The sequence below is a fragment of the Nocardia sp. NPDC051911 genome, from assembly GCF_040681035.1.
GTDB lineage: Bacteria > Actinomycetota > Actinomycetes > Mycobacteriales > Mycobacteriaceae > Nocardia > Nocardia sichangensis.
In genome coordinates this window covers 157804-175553 of record NZ_JBFAXY010000016.1, presented here as the reverse complement: position 1 = coordinate 175553, position 17750 = coordinate 157804, and the positions used below count along the sequence as shown (strand labels likewise).

The following is a 17750-nucleotide window of genomic DNA, read 5'->3' as shown; positions in this document are numbered from 1 at the left end:
CGACTGGCTCCACTTCTACAATCACCACCGAGCCCACTCCGCCATCGGCGGTCGCCCACCGGTCACCCGACTGACCAACCTCCCCGGACATCACAACTAGTCGCCCGGGCCGAGCAGATCCGCCACGAGGTGGCGCGCGGTAGTGACGCCCCACTCGTCACCCATCTGCCGCGCCGTGTGCGCCGCGGCGATCACCGCGTCCAGTTCGAACGCGACGGCGTCGGCGCTGCGCGCACCGAAATGGCCCTGGTCCTGCGCCCGGCGAATCTCCTTGGTCAGGAACGCGAGCCAGTCCCTGCGGTCTTCGGCGATGGCGTCACGCACGGGTCCCGGCCTGCTGTCGAACTCGGCGAGTGTCGCGACGCGGAAGCACCCGCCGGGGAATGCCGGGTCGGCCACCTGACCCAGCCAGCGCTCGACCAGGGCGCGCAGGCGCGGTAGTCCGGCCGGCTCGCTCAGGCTCGGCGTGATGACTTCGTCGATGAAGACCTGCCGCGCGGATTTCACCGCCGCGATCTGCAGGCTCTCCTTGCTGCCGAAAAGGGTGGCGATGCCGCTCTTGCTGAGCCCAAGGTCGGTGGCCAAGCGGCCGATGCTGAGGCCGGTGAGGCCCTCGACAGACGCCACGTCGGCGGCGTGGCGGGCGATCGACGCACGCGCCCGCGCGCCCTTGGCCAGGCGCTGATCGGTGCCGCGCGGCTGGTGGCGTGTGGTGACGGACTCGGTCATGAGGCCATTCTTCCACTTCACTATTGCACATACGAACGTATGGTCGTATTTTATTTGAACGAACGATCGTGCGTTTTGTATCCCCGACTAAGGACTTCCCATGACCGACGCGTCCGTGCGGCTCGACAGCCCACCGACCGCGACCGCGGCCACGCGCACCTTGCTGATCGCCTGCGGCGCCGCCTTCATCGCCTTTCTGGATCTCTCCGTCGTCAATATCGCCTTCCCGTCGATCGCCCGGGACTACCCCGGCACGGCGACCGCCACGCTGACCTGGGTCGTCAGCGGCTACGCGGTCGCTTTCGCCGCGTTGCTCACCCCGGCCGGACGTCTCGCCGACGCGCTCGGCCGCCGCAGGCTGTTCCTCGGCGCGCTGGCCGGTTTCGCCCTCACCTCCCTGCTGTGCGGGCTCGCCCCGACAGCGGGCTGGCTCATCGCGGGCCGGGTGCTGCAAGGCGGCGCCGCGGCGCTGATGGTGCCGTCCGCTCTCGGCTTGGTGCTCGCCGCCACGCCGCGGGAGAAGATCGGCGCGGCCATCGGAGCCTGGTCGGCCGCGGGCGGGTTCGCCGCTGTCGTCGGTCCCGCACTCGGTGGCGCGCTGGTCGAAGGATTCGACTGGCGGGCGGTTTTCGTCATCAACGTGCCGGTGGCCCTGCTGCTCATCATGGCGGCGGCGCGCGTTCCGGCCCCCGACGACCGTCGATCCGGCGGTGCGCTGCCGGATCCGCTCGGCACCCTCGCGGTGGCGCTCGGGCTGGGCGGGCTGGTCGCGGGCGTCACCGAAGGGCAGCGCTGGGGGTGGACCTCGGCGGGGACACTGACCGCGCTGATCGGCGGCGGACTGCTGGTCGTGGCCGCCCTCATCCGTTCGGCGCGCCATCACGAACCCGCGATCGCCGTGGACCTGTGGCGCAGCAAGTCCTACGCGCTGGCCAACGCCACCTCGTTCGTCTTCGGCGCGGCCATGTTCGCCTGGCTGCTGTCGGGACCGCTGTTCCTGGACGCGATCTGGGACTACTCGGTGCTCGGCTCCGCAGGAGCCATGACCATCGGAGCGGTCGCGTCGATGGTGACGGCGACCGTCGCGGGCCGGATCGGCTCGGCGACGGCCAGGCGGTGGCTCGGCGTGCTCGGTGCGTTGATGTTCGTGGCGTGCACCGCGTGGATGAGCACGGATGCCTTCGGCGCCACTCCAGCCCTGTGGTCGGCGTGGATTCCGGCCGGTGTGCTCGGCGGCGGCGGCATCGGTTTCGTCGTCACGGTGCTGGGCACCGCGGCGGCCGGTGCCCTTCCGCCGCAGCAGTTCGCGGCAGGCACCGGCATGAATCTGACCGCGCGGCAAGTGGGCGGGGCGCTCGGCGTGGCCGTGCTCGCCGCCGTGTTCGCGGCGCGTCCCGACGATCCACTCGGCGCGTTCCACATCGTCTTCGCCGTGTGCGCGGGCATCGCCGCCGCGGCCGCTTGCCTGGCGGCGCTACCGGCCCGCACTCCGTCCTTCTCCGTCGACAACTAGGAATCAGCGTGAGCGACAACAATATTCGTACCGAAGAGAACGATCCGCTGCTGCTGCCGCCCGCGGAACAGCGGCGTCTGCTCGCCGAAGCCCCGTGGCAGCGCTACGCGGTGCTCGGCGACTCCATCGCGCAGGGCGTCGGCGATCCGAGCCCGGGTTACGAATTCGCGGGCTGGGCCGACCGCGTCGCGGCCGTGCTCACTTCGGTTCGCCCGGATCTGGCTTACCTGAACACCGGCCGGATCGGCGCCACCTCCGCCCAGGTCATCGCCGAGCAGTTGCCCTCCGTACTCGAATTCCGGCCCGATCTCGTGCATCTCAGCTGCGGCGGCAACGACCTGTTCCTGCCGGGCGGCGACCTCGCCGAATTGCGTTCCAACCTGGACACGCTGTTCGGAACGCTGGCCCGCACCGGAGCGCGGATCGTGACCTTCACCCTCGCCGACGTCTGGGAAATCGAGCGCATGGCGCCGATGCGTCCGATGCGCGACCGGATGGCCGCGCTCAACGACCTGGTCCGCGAACTGGCCGCCCGCTACGACGCGCTCCTGCTTGAACTATGGGACCACCCGCTGCGCCTGCGGCCCGACCTTATGAGCGCCGACCTCATCCACTTCAGCATGAGCGGTCACGCCGTGCTCGCCTCGGACATGGTGCGCACGCTGGCCGGACATGTTCTCGTGTCGCGCTGATCGGACACGTGGCGGAGGCGCCGGCGGTCGGGTGCCTCCACCACATCTCGAAAGGCGGACAACCGAGCGCAATGCGCTGCGGGCGCCGATCGAGGCGAACGACGCGACCGCTCCGTTCCAGGATCACGGCGGTATTCGAGGACGACACGCCCCGTCTCCGGCCAGGCCCTTGCGGGCAGCGACCGAACCCGGGTCCGCCGCGACGGCGGAGCAACCCGCGTTCGATGCCTGCGATCTACCCAGGACAGTGTCATGGTGCCGCGCCGGACCGGCCGTCCGATCCGTACCGTTCGACCAGTTCGGCGCCGAGGTTGGCCAATTCGGCGCGGACCTCGGGCGGGTCGAGGACCTCGATCGAGGCGCCCCAGCCCGCCAGCTGCTGGGCCAGCATCCAGGCGGTGGGAGCGGTGACGCGAACCTGGATGCGGCCGTCGGCAACCGGACCGTCCACAACGCAGTTCCGCCCCTGCTGGTCGTGCAGGATCGGCAACAGACGCTCGGAGATCAACACGGTGGCGGCGAGGGTCGCGCGCCGCTGCTCCATCTCCTCGACCACCTGTTCCCAAGCGCCGGCGAGATCGAAATCCGCTGGGCGATGCGCCGGTTCACCGGTGCAAGACGCCTCGGAGATCCGATCGACGCGAAAAGTCCGCCGGCCCCGCTCGGTTCCGGCTATCAGGTACCAGACACCGTCCTTGTCAGCCAGACCCCAGGGATCGACGAGACGCTCGGACCGCTTCCCGGTCCGGTTCGCATAGCGCAGCCGGACCTTTTCCCGCTGCACGACAGCGCGTTGCAGCAGCGACACCAGCGGGGGCAGCTCGCGATCCGTCGCACCCCAGCGCGCGGGATCGATCACCACCGCATCGGCCGCCGCCTCCGCTTCGCCGCGAAAGGTCTGCGGCAGCGCGCGCACCAGCTTGCGCAGCGCCGACTTGGCTTCCGGCACCGCGCCCGCGGAGGGACCCGCCAAGAGGAACAGCGCCCGCGCCTCGCCCGCCGTCAGCCCCGTCAGATCCGTGCGCGCACCGCCCACCAGCGACCAGCCGCCGCCACGCCCCGGCTGCGGATACACCGGCACCCCTGCGGCCGACAGCGCCTCGAGATCCCGGCGCGCGGTGGCGACCGAGGTCTCGAGCTCCGCCGCGACCTGCGCGGCCGTCACCCGTCCTCGGGTCTGCATCATCAGCAGGATCGCCACCAATCGGTCCGCTCGCATACGCACAATTCTGCCGTCAAAAGTGCTCATTCGGTGCGCACTTTTACTCGGATGATGGATCTACGAGTACGGATGAGAACGATTCGAAGGAGACCACCATGCTCCGCGGAATGGCGACGAGCACTTTCTACGCCGACGACCTCGAGGCCGCCAAGGACTGGTACGCGCGGTTCTTCGGCGCCGAGCCCTACTACCAGGTGCCCAACGGCTACTACGAGTTCCGCATCGGCGACTACCAGCACGAATTCGGCATCGTGAACCGCGCCTACGCGCCCGCCGGAGCGCGCAACGCCCCCGGCGGCGCGATCGTGAACTGGCACGTCGACGACGTGCGGGCAACGTTCGACCGGCTGCTGGAACTCGGCGCGACCGTCTACGATCCCATCACCCCGCGCGGCAACGGCGAGGGCTTCGTCACCGCCGCCGTTGTGGACCCGTTCGGCAACGTCCTCGGCCTCATGTCCAACCCGCACTACCTCGAGATACTCGCCGAGACCGGTCCCGCGTAATGCAGCAGTACGGCGGCGTGCTGCCCGTATCCTCTCGACGGACACCACGCCGCCCACTCCGGGCGATTCTCGCTCGAAACGGACCCGATCGGAAGATCAGGGACGGAACCAGCGCTCCAGGACGGTGGCGACGCCGTCCTCGAGGACATGGCCGGTCACTTCGTCCGCGAGATCGCGAACGTCCGTGGGCGCGTTCGCCATCGCGACCGAGTGCGCCGCCCAGCGCAGCATTTCCCGATCGTTGTAGCCGTCGCCGATGGCCAGCGTCGCTTCGTCCGGGACACCGAGTGCGATGCGGAGCTGTTCCAGCGCCCAACCCTTCGACACGCCCTGACGGCAGACGGTGAGCCACGGCCCGAACTCGCCGTGCACCCAGCTCGCGCCGGGCACACGCAAGGACCGCAGCGCCAGCAACATCTCCTCCAGCGAACCATCCGGCAGCCAGCCGTTCAGTCGCGGGGTCGGTTCGCTGCTCAACGCGTGATGGTCGACGAGCAGATACTCGCCGAGCGAGAATTCGCCGGGACTCGCTCCGGTGGCCCAGGTGCCGATGCCGACCTTCTCCACGGCGAAGATCATCGCGGGAAACAGCGCGCGCAGCGCGGTGATCGCGGGCGCCGGGTCGAACGCCTGGATCGCCACCGGTTCGCCCCTGGCCACGTCGATCTGCACTGCACCGTTCGAGCAGAGGGCATGTCCGTCGCGCAGACCGAGTTCGGTGAGCACCGGACGTGTGGTCAGCAGAGTGCGTCCCGTGGTGATCACGACATGCGCACCCGCCGCCACGGCCGCGCGCACCGCCGCGACCACCCGCGCACTGATCGGTGTTCCCGTATCCAGCAGCGTCCCGTCTACGTCCAGCGCGATCAGCTGGGGACCCCCGGATGCCATCAACCCATTGTGCCTCGCGGCCGCCGCACCCGCCGTCGAATCCGGCGCGACCAGACCCGCACCGCCACCGGGCAATTCGCCGTCCCGGGCTGGGCCGCTATCGACCGCGCCCTCCGCCGCCGACACCGCCCGCACCTCCGGCGCCTCCTCTGGACGACCCGCCTGCCGACCCACCGATCGAGCCGGATCGGCCCGGCGAGCCGCCGAACGACGAAGCGCCCGATGGGTTCCCACCCGAGTGGCCGCCCGCCGACGACGCGCCGCCCGGCCGCCCGCTCGATGAATTACCGGCCGACGCCCCCGAGCCGTGGGCCGACGAAGTTTCAGCCGAGCCGCCGGAGGACGAGCCATGGGTCGACGGATTACCGGCCGACCCGTCCGACGACGAGTTACCGGCAGGCCCAGCCGAAGACGATCCGTGCGTCGTGGAGTGCCCGGGCGACCCTCCCCACGACGATCCACCGGTCGACCCGCCCGGCGAGTCGTCGGAGGATTCGTGCGCGGTGGAATCGTTCGTCGAGCCACCGCTCGACGCGCTCCCGCCGGACGAGGTGGATGTTCCGTCGGTCCCCACGGACGAGGAACTCCCGGGGCTCGCTGTCCCGGAAGAGGACGAATTCGATGCGGAGGGTTCGCCGTGCTCGCCCGTTGCCGTACCGCCGCCCGGTGAGTCCGACCTTCCGGTCGACGGACCGCCCGCAGAACTCCCTGGTGCCGTCCCACTGGGCTCCGCAGGCTTCGAGCCGTTCTGCGATACCGGACCGGTGGAGCCCGGCGTGCCCGACCAGGGAGCGGATACCTGCCCCGGCGCGGGCGGCTGTCCGGGCAGATCAGACCCGGGTGCCTGCCCCGGCAGCGGCAGACCAGGAGCCGGTCCGGGAACGGGCGGCTGCACGATGTCTCCGGGCACGGGACGAACCACCGGAGCGAACGGCAATGGATTCACGAAATAGGCGGGATCGCCATATCCCCGGTACCGCAGGCTCCCAGGGGCGCAGCAGTTTCGCGGATCCCGGTGCGAGCCGATCCTGGACTCGGCCACCGACGGACCGTAACCGGTGCTGCGCGGAACCGGTGTGATGAATCGGGTATACGCGGAAGTCGGCTGCGATAGCAGCGAGGGCAGCGCCCGGCCCGAGTTCCATGCGGCGGGCACGGCCATCCGGGACCAGGCATCGGCGAGGTGCTCGCTTCCGACGTCGACCAGCAGACTATCGGTCGGGAAACTGATTTGCGGAAGATGCTCGAGCATCGGCGCCAGCTCGGGAACCATGGATCCGCCGAAGACGGTCACGGCCGACATGGCCACCGCGGAGACCACCGCGGCACTGGAGAACACCGCCACGCGAGGCGCGGCGGCGCGGCGGTCCGACGCACCGAGCGCCATGGTGCGCGCCGCCATCAGCGCGGCGCCCGCGGCGATCGTCTGCCCCGGATCGGCCGAAATCAGCACGGGCCGACCGAGTTCGGCGAGCGTGCGCGCTACCTCCGCAGGCCGCGACGCCCCTCCCACCAGCAGCACACGCCCGATATCGGAGAGCGTGATGCCCGCTTCCCGCACACAGTCGCGGACCAATTGGAGCGAGTCCTGCACATGCGCGGTACGCAGTCCGTCGATATCGACGATCGAGGTCATCGACAGTCCGGCGCGCGAGACGTCCGGGGCGTACCGCGCGATCATCGACCCCAGCGGCCTGCCGCCGAAATCGTGGGAGCGCGTCGGCTTCCCGATCATCGGATGGTTGTCCCAGTCGGGCCCGACGCGCACGATGCTCACATCGAGGCTGGTGCCGCCGAGGTCGTAGATCAAGACGAAATCGGCATCCAGCGGGCCGTGCTCGTGTTCCAGCCATTCCGCCGCCGCGACGGGCTCGGGCACCAGCAGCACGTCGCTCGCCCCGGATAGGTCCAGCGCCTGGCGCAACAACCCGACCTGCTTGTCGGAATACACCGCCGGGTAGGTGGTCACGACGCCCGCCTCGGACGCGTCCGGCTCGACCGCCCTGAGCTCGTTGACCACCGCGGCCACGAGATTGGCCGGCGACCAGATGCGGCCGCCGACGATCACGGCCTCCGGATCACGGCTCAGATCGGCGAAATCCGTGACCGCCATGCTGAATTGCGGAATCCCGCCGAGGCGCAGTCCACCCGCGCTGTCGAAGGTCACCGCGGTGCGGCGAGACCGCACCGCCGGTCGTGGCCGATCCGCGCTGACCGAAGCCGTCACGGAATTCACTGCACCGATGCTGAAACCCAGACCTGTAGTCATTCGCTATCCCGTCAACGCACCGTGACCACGTCCATCACATGGCGTTCCCCTGTGGCCGCGGTCGTCTTCCAAACAGCCACCACAGGTTAGCTGTTTCACGTCGACGTGGATGCGCAATTGATACGGAATGTTCGACCGATAGCAATAATCGTCCGAATTGCCAGGTAGATACGAGTGGACGCCCGCGTCCAGTCGGCTCGACATCACGAATCAGACTGAGCCCACAGCATTTCCGCTACCATACAGCGATCTCGATATTAGGAGAAAATCCGACCGATCGCCGGTTTGCCCCACCGAAAGCACACCGCTCGACGGACACTCACCGGTAGGTAACCAAATCCTTGCCAAATCCGTGCATCTCGGCACGCCGCCACGGGACGGCATTCAATTGACACATCAACTAGATGTCCAATTACCGCCAGCACCCTCGTTCGCGTCCGGCTTGACTCGACATCGGGTCACACCACGGAGGTGCGATCGCGAGAGTGGAGAGGAAATCGAACGATGGCAACACGGTTCGCGGAGCAGGTCGTCTTGGTCACCGGCGCGACCTCGGGCGTGGGCAAGGCCGTCGCGCTGCGGGTCGCGGGCGAAGGCGCCGCGGTCGTGCTCGGCGCACGCGGCAAGGACGCGGGTGAGCAGGTGGCCGCCGACATCCGCGCGGCCGGCGGGCGCGCGCTGTTCGTGCCGACCGATGTCACGGTGGAACAGGACGTGGCCCGGTTGACCGACGCCGCGGTATCCGAATTCGGTCGCCTGGACGCCGCGTTCAACAACGCGGGCGCGGTGCACGCGTTCGGCCCGGTCGCGGAGATCGACGAGGCGGATTGGCGCGCCGATCTCGAGCTCAATCTCACCAGCGTGTTCTACGGCCTGCGGCATCAGGTTCCCGCGCTGGCGGCCTCCGGCGGCGGCGCGATCCTGAACAACGCGTCGAATCTGGGTGTGGTGGGCATGGGCTCGGTGGCGCCGTACGTCGCCGCCAAACACGGAGTGGTCGGCTTGACGCGTGCGGCGGCGCTCGAAGCCGCCGATCAGGGAGTGCGGGTGAACGCACTGGTCTCCGGGGCGGTCGACACCCCGGCGTTCCGTAATTCGATGGGCGCGACGCCCGAAGGAGTGGCTGCCATCGCGGCGCTGCACCCGCTCGGCCGCATCGCGACGCCGGAGGAGATCGCCTCGTTCTGCGCCTATTTGCTCAGCGGTGAAGCCAGTTTCGTCACGGGTGCGGCACTCGCCATCGACGGCGGCTTCACCGCACGGTGACCTCTGGACGTGGGACCGCCTCGGGATACCGGCGCGGCCGGGGTATCCCGAGGCGGGGTTCGTCAGGCGCGCGCCAGCAAGCGGCGGACCCGGCCTGGGCGAGCTTCCACCGCTCCCCCGGCCCGCACCGCGGGCTGCCGCAGCCGCACCAGCCGATCGAGTTCCGCTGCGCTGCCGGCGGGTTCGGTCAGGCGGCCCGCGTTGAAGTCGGCGGCCAACTGCCGCACCGTCTCCTGCGCGCAGGACTTGTTGGTCCCGATGAAGCCGGTGGGCCCGCGCTTGATCCAGCCGGTCACGTAGGTGCCGGTGACCACGGCGCCGCCCGGGCGCTCCAGCACCCGGCCGTCCTGGTTCGGGATCACCGCGGCCCGCTCGTCGAACGGCAGGCCCGGCACCGCCACGCCGCGGTAGCCGACCGAGGTGAGCACCAGGCCCGCGTCGAGCCGATCGGTCTGCCCGGTCCCGACGGCGCTGATGCGGCCGTCCGGATCGGTGACCAGCTCGGTGCGGCCGATTGCGAGACCGGTCACCCGATCGGTGCCGAGGATCTCGGTGGGCCCGGCCAGATAGCGGAACACGATGCGCTTGCGCTGCCCCACCGGCCGGGTGCGCACGCTGTGCAGCAGCCGCAGCTTCTGTTCGACATGGAACGGCAGTTCCGCGCCGAGCTCGGGCAGCTCACCCTCGATCACGATGTCCACGTCGCATCCGAGCAAGCCGACGAACTCCGGCACTGTGAAAGCGGATTCGAGCGGACCGCGCCGCCCGAGCACGACCACCTCCTCGACCTTGCTCTCGCGCAACGCCCGCAATGCGTAGGGCGCGATGTCGGTGCCGGTCAGCGTCGCCGGGTCGCTGGTGAGGACGCGCGCGACGTCGAGCGCGACATTGCCGTTGCCGACGATCACGGCACGCCGGCCGGACAGGTCGAAGGCACGGTCGGCGTAGTCGGGATGACCGTTGTACCAGGCGACGAAGTCGGTGGCCGAGACATTGCCCGCCAAGCCCTCACCCGGGATGCCGAGCTTGCGATCCGACGACGCGCCGACGGCGTAGATCACGGCGTGGAAGTGCTCGAGCAGCTCGGCATGCGAAACGTGCGCGCCCACGTCCACGTTCAAGTACGAACGGAACCCCGGCTGGGCCGCGATGACGTCGAACAGCTCGCCGACCTTGCGGGTCTTCTCGTGGTCCGGTGCGACGCCGTGCCTGGCCAGCCCGTAGGGCACCGGCAACCGGTCGAACACCGTCACCGACACCTCGGGCTGGGTCAGCAGTTCGTCGGCGGCGTACATCGCCGAAGGACCCGACCCCACGATCGCCACCCGCAGCGGCGTGCGCTCGGTGTGGATCCGTGCCGCGGGCACCGGTCGCGCCAGCAGGGGGCGCGGTCGCGCCTGCCGGTAGAAATCGGCGTTGATCTCGATGAACGGCTTCTGCTCAGCGGTCAGCTTCTTCGATGACACGATGGCGTCGACCGGGCACGCGGTGGCGCAGGCGCCGCAGTCCACGCACGCCTGCGGGTCGACGTACAGCATCTCCGCCGTCCGGAAGTCCGGTTCGTCGGGCGTGGGATGGATGCAGTTGACCGGGCAGGCGTACACGCAGGACGCGTCGCTGCAACAGGATTGGGTGACGACGTACGGCATGCGACTCAGGCGACCTTGTTCGCGGCGCGCAGCGGTTCCGATCGGTACCGAGTGCTGGGACCGTCGATGCCGAGCGCCTTCCAGACCGCCTTGGCGACCGGGTTCATCAATCCGATGTCCTTGGCCAGGGCGCGCACGTCACAGAAGTAATCGCTGAAGACCCGCTTGGCCTCCGGCGAGCCGTAGAACAGCTCCTTGCGGACCTTCTCCGGGATGTCGAACTCGGCGAAGAACGACCGCGGCGGCGTGACGATCGAGCGGCCGAGAATCCGCATGACGATCGGCATGGCCAGCGAGAGGATGAACTTCTGCGCCGGCTTCGCTTCCGGCACATGGTTCTTCAGGAACTCGTGCGCGAAGGAGATGTGCCGCGCCTCTTCGGCGACGTGAATGGCCATCACGCCGCGCATGATCGGGTGCACCTCTTCGCCCGAGCGCAAGATCTGCTTCTGGATGTGGTCGATCGGCTCCTCACCGGCCAGCACGGCCATGAAGAACAGATTCGGGAACCAGGCCGCCACGGGCGCGCCCAGGTACTTGAACTTGCTGACCAGCGGGCCCATGCCGGGCACGTCCAAGCCGATCCGGTTGACCATCTCCTGGAACATCAGGGTGTGGTTGTGCTCCTCGATCATCTCGTGGGAGCAGTACCGGAACTCCGGCGAGCCGTTGGGCAGGCCGAAGTTGTGGATGACCATGCCGCTGATCAGGATCGACTCGAACTGCAGGCCGACCTTGGCGATGTTCGCCTGCCGGTACTTGCCGACCGCGATCTTCTGCTCGGTCGACAACGCCTGATACCAGGGGTGGCGCGCCACCGTGTCGGCGGACACGGGCAGAATCCAGCGCTCCTCGCCGGCGTCGGCGGCGAAGTCGGGGTTGTCCCAGTCGATGTCCTCGAAGGGATCGAAGTGCTTGTTGACCGATCCCTCGGAGAGCAGCAGCAGCTTCGCGGCGTACTCCTGCGCCTTTTCAAGATCGGGATCGACGGCTGGTGTCACGGCTGCGGACATCGTCGTCACTGCCTCTCCTCGATGGAACCGTTTAACTGTATCCCATAGTTACACCAACGGAGAGTTACGTCAACCCAGCAGTTGCTAGGGCCGTCCGGCGATGCGCGCCCTCATCACGCGCACCGCCGGACGGCCCCTGTTCATCGCGGTCCGTGCCGGGGCCTAACTCACCAGCACCCCGTCACCGACCGCCAGGATCGAAGTCCCGAAACCGAATACCGCCGACATACTCGTGACGACGACCACCCGGCCCAGCCTGCGCCTGGTCCGGCGCGACAGCATCAGGGCCCGCGTGGCGGCACGACGACGGACGCGCCTGCGCCTGACCCGGCGCAGCTCGGCCGCCGCCTCGGCCGCGGCCGCCGCCCTCCGTCCGAGGATCGCGGCGCCGTCGGCGGTGGTCCGCCCGGGATCGGCGGCGACGATCACCGGCCTGGCCAATTCCGCCGCCAAGACCTCGGCCACCTCCGCCGGTCGCGCCGCCCCGCCGACCACCAGCACGCGGTCGACGTCGGCCATGGTGACGTCCGCGACCCGCAAGCAGCGGTAGACGAGTTCCAGCGACTCCCGGACATGCTTGACGCGCAGTTCGCCCGCGATCGTGTCGGCGACCGACTCGGCGACCGAAGACGAGTGCGGGCCCGGCCCGGCTTGCTCGGCGATCAACGCCCCGAACGCGCGTCCGCCGAACTCGGTGGAACGCAGCGAGACCCCGACGATCGGATTGCGCGGACATCCCGCACCCACCCGGACCAGCGTGACGTCGAGCCCGGCACCGCCGAGGTCGTAGACGAGGGCGAGACCCGGCATGAGCGGACCACGGTCGGCCTCCAGCCAGGCCGCCGCCGCGACGGGTTCGGCCACCAGCGCCGCCTGCGTCAGTTCCACGCCGTCCAGCGCCGCGCGCAACGCGTCCACCTGCTCGTCGGCATAGCGGGCCGGATAGGCCACCGCGATGCCGAGCCCGCTTCCGCAGCCGGGATGGTCCTGCCGCACCTCGTCGGTCAGGCACTTCGCCACCGTCGCGACGAGGTCCGCCGGGGCGAGCGCGCGGTTGCCCACCCGCGCCCACGTGCTGGAACGCTGCGTGAGATCGGCGAATTCGGTGACCGCGCGGCCGTGCCGGGGAATCATGCCCACCCTGGCCACGCCGGTGCTGTCGAAGGTCAGCGTGGTGCGGCGCGTGATGGTCTGCGCCCGCTGCGTTTTGCGTCGCCCCGGCGGAGCCTTGGCCGAACCTTCCTCCGCGAGAACGGAAACCGTGTTCACCGTACCGATGCTCAACCCGAGACCAACCGCCATCGCAATCCACCCGATCGCCGTGCCGATTTGCTTCGAACGCCGTTTAGGCAACCACTCCGCGATCTTCGTGCCAAGTCCGGACAACCGATTGTCCGCAAGCCGCCTGTGCCTCGCCGCATCCGAATCCACGGGCTACGACGCCCTCACCAGGCCAACCAGCACTACACATGCCGTCCAGTCGGATTTCCTTGCGACACGCGGGGATAGATCATGCCCGGTGGATGTTTGCCGGAATCCGGGTTCTTACGCGCACGGCGCCGAGCGACAGCGCTCCACATGGGGAGACTCCCCTTGACGGATCCGTGCCGACAATTCGCCGAATGGACGGGGCGCCGGACCGGCGACAGTCGTCGATATTCGCATCGCATGCCGGGTCCGGCCCGACGCCGCTACGACCGCCGCCTAGCGCACACCTCGCTTCCCCGTCGGCAACCGTTCCGCAGCGCAGCCGGATAGCCAATAGACACGGCAACGGGAGAGAGTGTGGCAACTTCTCAGCGCCAGACTCCCTATGTCGACGAGTATGCGACCGGTTCGCGAAAACCCTTAGTGCGCGGGCAGTTCCGGGATCCGAGTGGCGCGGACGTACACCGTCTCGCCGTCCGACAGTCGCAGCGCCTCGGCGTCACCGCGGGTGACCTGCGCGGCGAACAGGTCGCCGGTCGCTGCGTTGCGCAGTTCCACGCGCACCTCGAAGCCGAGGTGCACGACGCGCTCGACCGTCGCCCTGGTGACGCCCGCGGAATCGGCGGTGCCCTCGTGCTCGGCGAGCGCCATGCCGGGATCCCGGCCGACGCGAATGTCGTGTGGCCGCACCAGATGTCCGTTGAGCCGGGCCACCGCGCCGAGGAACGACATGACGAACTCGTTGGCCGGCCGGTCGTACACGTCCTCCGGAGTGCCGATCTGCTCGATGCGGCCCTTGTTCATCACCGCGATCCGGTCGGCGACGTCGAGCGCCTCCTCCTGGTCGTGGGTGACCAGCACGGTGGTCACGTGGACCTCCTCGTGCAGCCTGCGCAGCCAGGTCCGCAGGTCGGCGCGGACCTTGGCGTCCAGCGCGCCGAACGGCTCGTCCAGCAGCAGCACCTGCGGATCGACGGCGAGCGCGCGGGCCAGCGCCATACGCTGGCGCTGGCCACCCGACAGCTGGGCCGGGTAGCGGTGCTGGAAGCCGTCCAGTCCCACGATGCCGAGCAATTCGTCGACGCGCTTGCTGATCTCGTGCTTCGGGCGCTTGCGGATCTTCAGGCCGAACGCCACGTTGTCGCGCACGGTCATGTGTTTGAACGCCGCGTAGTGCTGGAACACGAAGCCGATGTCGCGCTTCTGCGGCGGCACCCGGGTGACGTCGCGCCCCGCGATGCTGACCACGCCGGTGTCCAGCGACTCCAGCCCGGCGATCGAGCGCAGCAGCGTCGACTTGCCCGAACCCGACGGGCCGAGCAGCGCGGTGAGTTCGCCCGAGGGGATGTCCAGACTGACATCGTCGAGGGCGGCGAACGTGCCGTAGTTCTTGTTCGCGTTGGTCACGGTGATCACTTTGTGCCCCGCTTACGTTCGAGGAGGGTCATCAGCAGAAGGGTGACGAGGGCGATGCCCATCAGCAAGGTGGCGGCGGAGTACGCGCCGAAGGTGTTGTGGTCGTTGATGTACCGGCCGTGCACGAGCAACGTCAGCGTCTGCGACTTGCCAGGCAGCGCGGAGGACACCATGATCACGGCGCCGAACTCGCCGAGCGCGCGGGCCACGGTGAGCACCACGCCGTAGGTCAGGCCCCACCGGATCGCGGGAAGCGTGATCCGCCAGAAGGTCTGCCACTTGGACGCGCCCAGGGTGGCCGCGGCCTGCTCCTGGTCGTCGCCGATCTCGTGCAGCACCGGCTCGACCTCGCGCACCACGAACGGCAGCGTCACGAAGATGGTGGCGATCACCATGCCCGGTAGGTTGAAGATGACCTTGAAGCCCAGGTCTTCCAGACCGCCGAACCAGCCGCCCGCGCCCCAGAGCAGGATCAGCGAGACGCCGACCACCACGGGCGAGACCGCGAACGGCAAGTCCACGATGCCCTGAACCAGGTTGCGGCCCGGGAACTTTCCACGCACCAGCGCGAGCGCCGTCACGATGCCGAAGACCACGTTCACCGGGACGGTGATCGCGACGATCAGGAGGGAGAGCTGGAACGCCGAGATCGCCGCGGGCGTGGTGATCGAGTCGACGAACGCGCCGATCCCCCGCTCGAACGTGCGCCACAGGATGATGATCAGCGGCAGCACCAGCAGTACGAACAAGTAGCCGAGCGCCACCGTCCGCAACGAGATGCGGGTCAGCGGATGCAGTTTCATCGACCCTGCTCCGTCCCAGGGGAATGCCCGCGCCCCGGCGACACGGGGAGCGCTGCGCGATTGTTTGTCATCGGCTCGCCTGCTCCTTGCGCGCGCTGCGTTCGGCGAGCAGCCGCAGAACCAGCAGCGTCGCGAACGAGATGGCCAGCAGCGCGACCGACACGGCCGCCGCGTTCACCGGCCGATCGATCTCGATCTGCTTCTGGATGTACTGGGAGGCCATCTCGGTCTTGCGCGGGATCGCGCCGCCGATCAGCACCACCGAACCGTACTCGCCGATCGCGCGGGCGAAGGCCAGTCCGCCGCCGCTGATGATGGCGGGAGCCAGCGCGGGCAGCACGATCCTGCGGAAGGTGGTCCAGTTGTTCGCGCCCAGCGAGAGCGCCGCCTGTTCCACCTCGCGGTCGGCCTCGATCAGCACCGGCTGCACCGAACGCACCACGAACGGCAGCGTGACGAACGCCAGCGCGACCGCCAGGCCTGGCTGGGTGGCGTTCAGGTGGATGTCGATCGGACTCTGCGGACCGTACAGCGAGAGCAGCACGATACTGGCGACGATGGTCGGCAGCGCGAACGGCAGGTCGATCAGCGCGTTGACCACGCCCTTGCCGGGAAACCGGTCGCGGACCAGCACCCAGGCGATCAGCGTGCCCATGACCACGTTGACCACCGCCACCACCACCGAGACCAGCACGGTGATGCGCAGCGAGTCCAGCGCGGCGGGCGCGGTGACGGCGTCCCAGAAACCGGACCACCCGTCCTCGAAGCTGGTCACGGTGAGCGCCGCCAGTGGCAGCAGCACGATGATGCTCAGCCAGAGCACGGCGGTGGCGATGCCGAGCGGACCCACCGAGCCGGTCACGCGCAGCCACGACCAGTTCCAGCGGCGATCGGGACGCACGGGTTCGGAGACGCCGGGACCAGCTGCCTGCGCGGTCCCGGCGTTACTGCTCGTAGTCACGATCGTCCAGTATCCCGTGTAACGGGGGTCACCCGGTCACTTGGTGGCGTTGTCATAGATCACCGCTACCGAACCCGTGTTCGGGGTGAACAGTTCCTTGTCCACGGTCTTCCAGCCGCCGAGGTCGGCGATCGTCCACAGCTTCTGCGGGGTCGGGAAGTCCTTGGCGTAGTCGGCGGCGACCTTCGGGTCGACCGGGCGGAAACCGGCGGCGGCCCAGGCCTTCTGGCCCGCGGTGGTGAACAGGAAGTCGCGGAAGGCGACGGCCTTCTGCTGGTTCTTGCTGTTCTTCAGCACCGCGACCGGGTTCTCGATCTTGAACGTGACCGGCGGGACGAAGTGCTCGATCTGATCGCCGTTGCGCTCGGAGAAGATCGCCTCGTTCTCGTAACTCAGCAGAACGTCACCGGTGCCCTGCAGGAACGTCTCGGTCGCCTCGCGGCCGGACTTCGGCTGCACCTTCACGTGCTCCTTGGAGACCAGCTTGCTCAGGTAGTCCAGGCCCGCCTGCGGGTTCTTGCCGCCGTCGCTCTTGGCCGCGTACGGCGCGAGCAGGTTCCACTTGGCCGAACCGGAGCTGAACGGGTTCGGGGTGACCACCTCGACGCCCGGCTTCAGCAGGTCGTCCCAGTCCTTGATGCCCTTCGGGTTGCCCTTGCGCACGACGATCGCGACCACCGAGCCGAACGGGATGCCCTTGGTGGCGTCGGCGTTCCAGCTCGCGTCCACCAGGCCCGCGTCGACGAGGCGAGTGATGTCCGGCTCGACCGAGAAGTTCACGACGTCGGCCTCGGCGCCGTCCTTCACCTTGCGGGACTGGTCGCCGGAGGCGCCGTAGGACTGCTGGATCTGGACGTTCTTGCCCTGCTCGGTCTTGTTGAACTCGGGGATCACCTTGTCGAAACCGGGCTTCGGCACGGCGTAGGCGTAGAGGTTCAGGGTGCCGCCGCTGCCGTCGGAAGCGCCCGCCCCGACCGTGTCGCTGGCTCCGCCGCCGCACGCGGTCAGCGCGACCGCCGCTAGGGCGGCTAGGGCAACGGCGCTGTAGCGTCGGCGCGGCGAAAGCCAGGATTTGCGAGCCATCGGGGTGGACCTTTCGTGCGGACCGCCAGTTCTCCGGTAACACATCGGTGGCGGCGACAAACTTATCGATTCAGCAGACCCGCCGATCGAGCGATACGGCAGCGGCGCGACTACCGGCCCACAACGGGCCGTCGGGAAGCGAAAGCACATCTGCAAGAAGCGCGCCGGTCTGCTGACAAACGAGACGCGGATGTGCCCGGTCGCGATCAGCGACAGTAGACGTCCGCGACCGCGAGGTCACCGACAGCAATCAACGCCAATTCATGGCGGACCTGCGGGACTGCGCTCGAAGACACGGGCAGACTGTAG

General features: G+C 68.8%; 16 protein-coding genes. 4 read left to right on the top strand and 12 right to left on the bottom strand.

Annotated features, from left to right (window positions below):
* Positions 1-96: 96 nt before the first annotated feature.
* On the bottom strand, positions 97-729 hold the full coding sequence (locus tag AB0L97_RS21315; protein WP_364432096.1) for a TetR/AcrR family transcriptional regulator: 633 nt from the start codon (positions 727-729) through the stop codon (positions 97-99).
* Between the two features lie 100 nt (positions 730-829).
* Between AB0L97_RS21315 and AB0L97_RS21310 the strand changes: the two genes are divergently transcribed.
* Both AB0L97_RS21310 and AB0L97_RS21305 read left to right on the top strand, forming a co-directional pair.
* On the top strand, positions 830-2242 hold the full coding sequence (locus AB0L97_RS21310; RefSeq protein ID WP_364432093.1) for an MFS transporter: 1413 nt from the start codon (positions 830-832) through the stop codon (positions 2240-2242).
* Positions 2243-2250: 8 nt separating this feature from the next.
* Complete coding sequence (locus tag AB0L97_RS21305) at positions 2251-2934, top strand: SGNH/GDSL hydrolase family protein (RefSeq protein WP_364432090.1); 684 nt, start codon at positions 2251-2253, stop codon at positions 2932-2934.
* A gap of 250 nt (positions 2935-3184) precedes the next feature.
* Here the strand turns inward: AB0L97_RS21305 and AB0L97_RS21300 are convergent, their stop codons facing one another.
* Positions 3185-4153, bottom strand: a complete 969-nt coding sequence (locus AB0L97_RS21300; RefSeq protein ID WP_364432087.1) for a YafY family protein — start codon at positions 4151-4153, stop codon at positions 3185-3187.
* A gap of 98 nt (positions 4154-4251) precedes the next feature.
* On the opposite strand from AB0L97_RS21300, the gene AB0L97_RS21295 reads away from it, so the two are divergent.
* Positions 4252-4662 (top strand): VOC family protein, encoded by a 411-nt coding sequence (locus AB0L97_RS21295; protein WP_355072402.1) that lies wholly within the window; start codon positions 4252-4254, stop codon positions 4660-4662.
* Positions 4663-4758: 96 nt separating this feature from the next.
* Here AB0L97_RS21295 and AB0L97_RS21290 read toward each other — a convergent pair whose 3' ends face one another.
* Together AB0L97_RS21290 and AB0L97_RS21285 are read right to left on the bottom strand one after the other, a co-directional pair.
* The gene (locus AB0L97_RS21290; RefSeq protein WP_355072400.1) at positions 4759-5553 is read right to left on the bottom strand and encodes an HAD family hydrolase; all 795 of its coding nucleotides are present in this window, start codon (positions 5551-5553) and stop codon (positions 4759-4761) included.
* 97 nt (positions 5554-5650) lie between these two features.
* Positions 5651-7789, bottom strand: a complete 2139-nt coding sequence (locus AB0L97_RS21285; protein ID WP_364432082.1) for an Hsp70 family protein — start codon at positions 7787-7789, stop codon at positions 5651-5653.
* Between the two features lie 537 nt (positions 7790-8326).
* Between AB0L97_RS21285 and AB0L97_RS21280 the strand changes: the two genes are divergently transcribed.
* A complete protein-coding gene (locus AB0L97_RS21280) occupies positions 8327-9088 on the top strand; it encodes a glucose 1-dehydrogenase (RefSeq protein WP_364432079.1) in 762 nt (253 codons plus the stop codon).
* A 62-nt stretch (positions 9089-9150) separates the two neighbouring features.
* Here AB0L97_RS21280 and AB0L97_RS21275 read toward each other — a convergent pair whose 3' ends face one another.
* From AB0L97_RS21275 to AB0L97_RS21240, 8 genes are all read right to left on the bottom strand, one after another.
* Positions 9151-10737, bottom strand: coding sequence for an FAD-dependent oxidoreductase (locus AB0L97_RS21275; RefSeq protein WP_364432076.1), 1587 nt, complete (start codon positions 10735-10737; stop codon positions 9151-9153).
* 5 nt (positions 10738-10742) lie between these two features.
* Positions 10743-11750 carry a diiron oxygenase gene (locus tag AB0L97_RS21270; protein ID WP_364432112.1) on the bottom strand — a complete coding sequence of 336 codons (1008 nt, stop codon included), beginning with the start codon at positions 11748-11750 and terminating at the stop codon, positions 10743-10745.
* A 162-nt stretch (positions 11751-11912) separates the two neighbouring features.
* Positions 11913-13019: a hypothetical protein gene (locus AB0L97_RS21265; protein ID WP_356966408.1), complete on the bottom strand. Its 1107-nt coding sequence runs from the start codon at positions 13017-13019 to the stop codon at positions 11913-11915.
* A gap of 579 nt (positions 13020-13598) precedes the next feature.
* Positions 13599-14594, bottom strand: coding sequence for a sulfate ABC transporter ATP-binding protein (locus tag AB0L97_RS21260; RefSeq protein ID WP_355072390.1), 996 nt, complete (start codon positions 14592-14594; stop codon positions 13599-13601).
* Positions 14591-15397: a sulfate ABC transporter permease subunit CysW gene (gene cysW, locus AB0L97_RS21255; RefSeq protein ID WP_355072388.1), complete on the bottom strand. Its 807-nt coding sequence runs from the start codon at positions 15395-15397 to the stop codon at positions 14591-14593. The genes AB0L97_RS21260 and cysW overlap by 4 nt, the downstream gene beginning before the upstream one ends.
* Before the next feature lie 67 nt (positions 15398-15464).
* A complete protein-coding gene (gene cysT, locus AB0L97_RS21250; protein WP_364432109.1) occupies positions 15465-16265 on the bottom strand; it encodes a sulfate ABC transporter permease subunit CysT in 801 nt (266 codons plus the stop codon).
* Positions 16266-16394: 129 nt separating this feature from the next.
* Positions 16395-17441 carry a sulfate ABC transporter substrate-binding protein gene (locus AB0L97_RS21245; RefSeq protein WP_355072386.1) on the bottom strand — a complete coding sequence of 349 codons (1047 nt, stop codon included), beginning with the start codon at positions 17439-17441 and terminating at the stop codon, positions 16395-16397.
* Positions 17442-17647: 206 nt separating this feature from the next.
* Complete coding sequence (locus AB0L97_RS21240) at positions 17648-17737, bottom strand: Ms4533A family Cys-rich leader peptide (RefSeq protein WP_321210233.1); 90 nt, start codon at positions 17735-17737, stop codon at positions 17648-17650.
* Positions 17738-17750 lie beyond the last annotated feature (13 nt).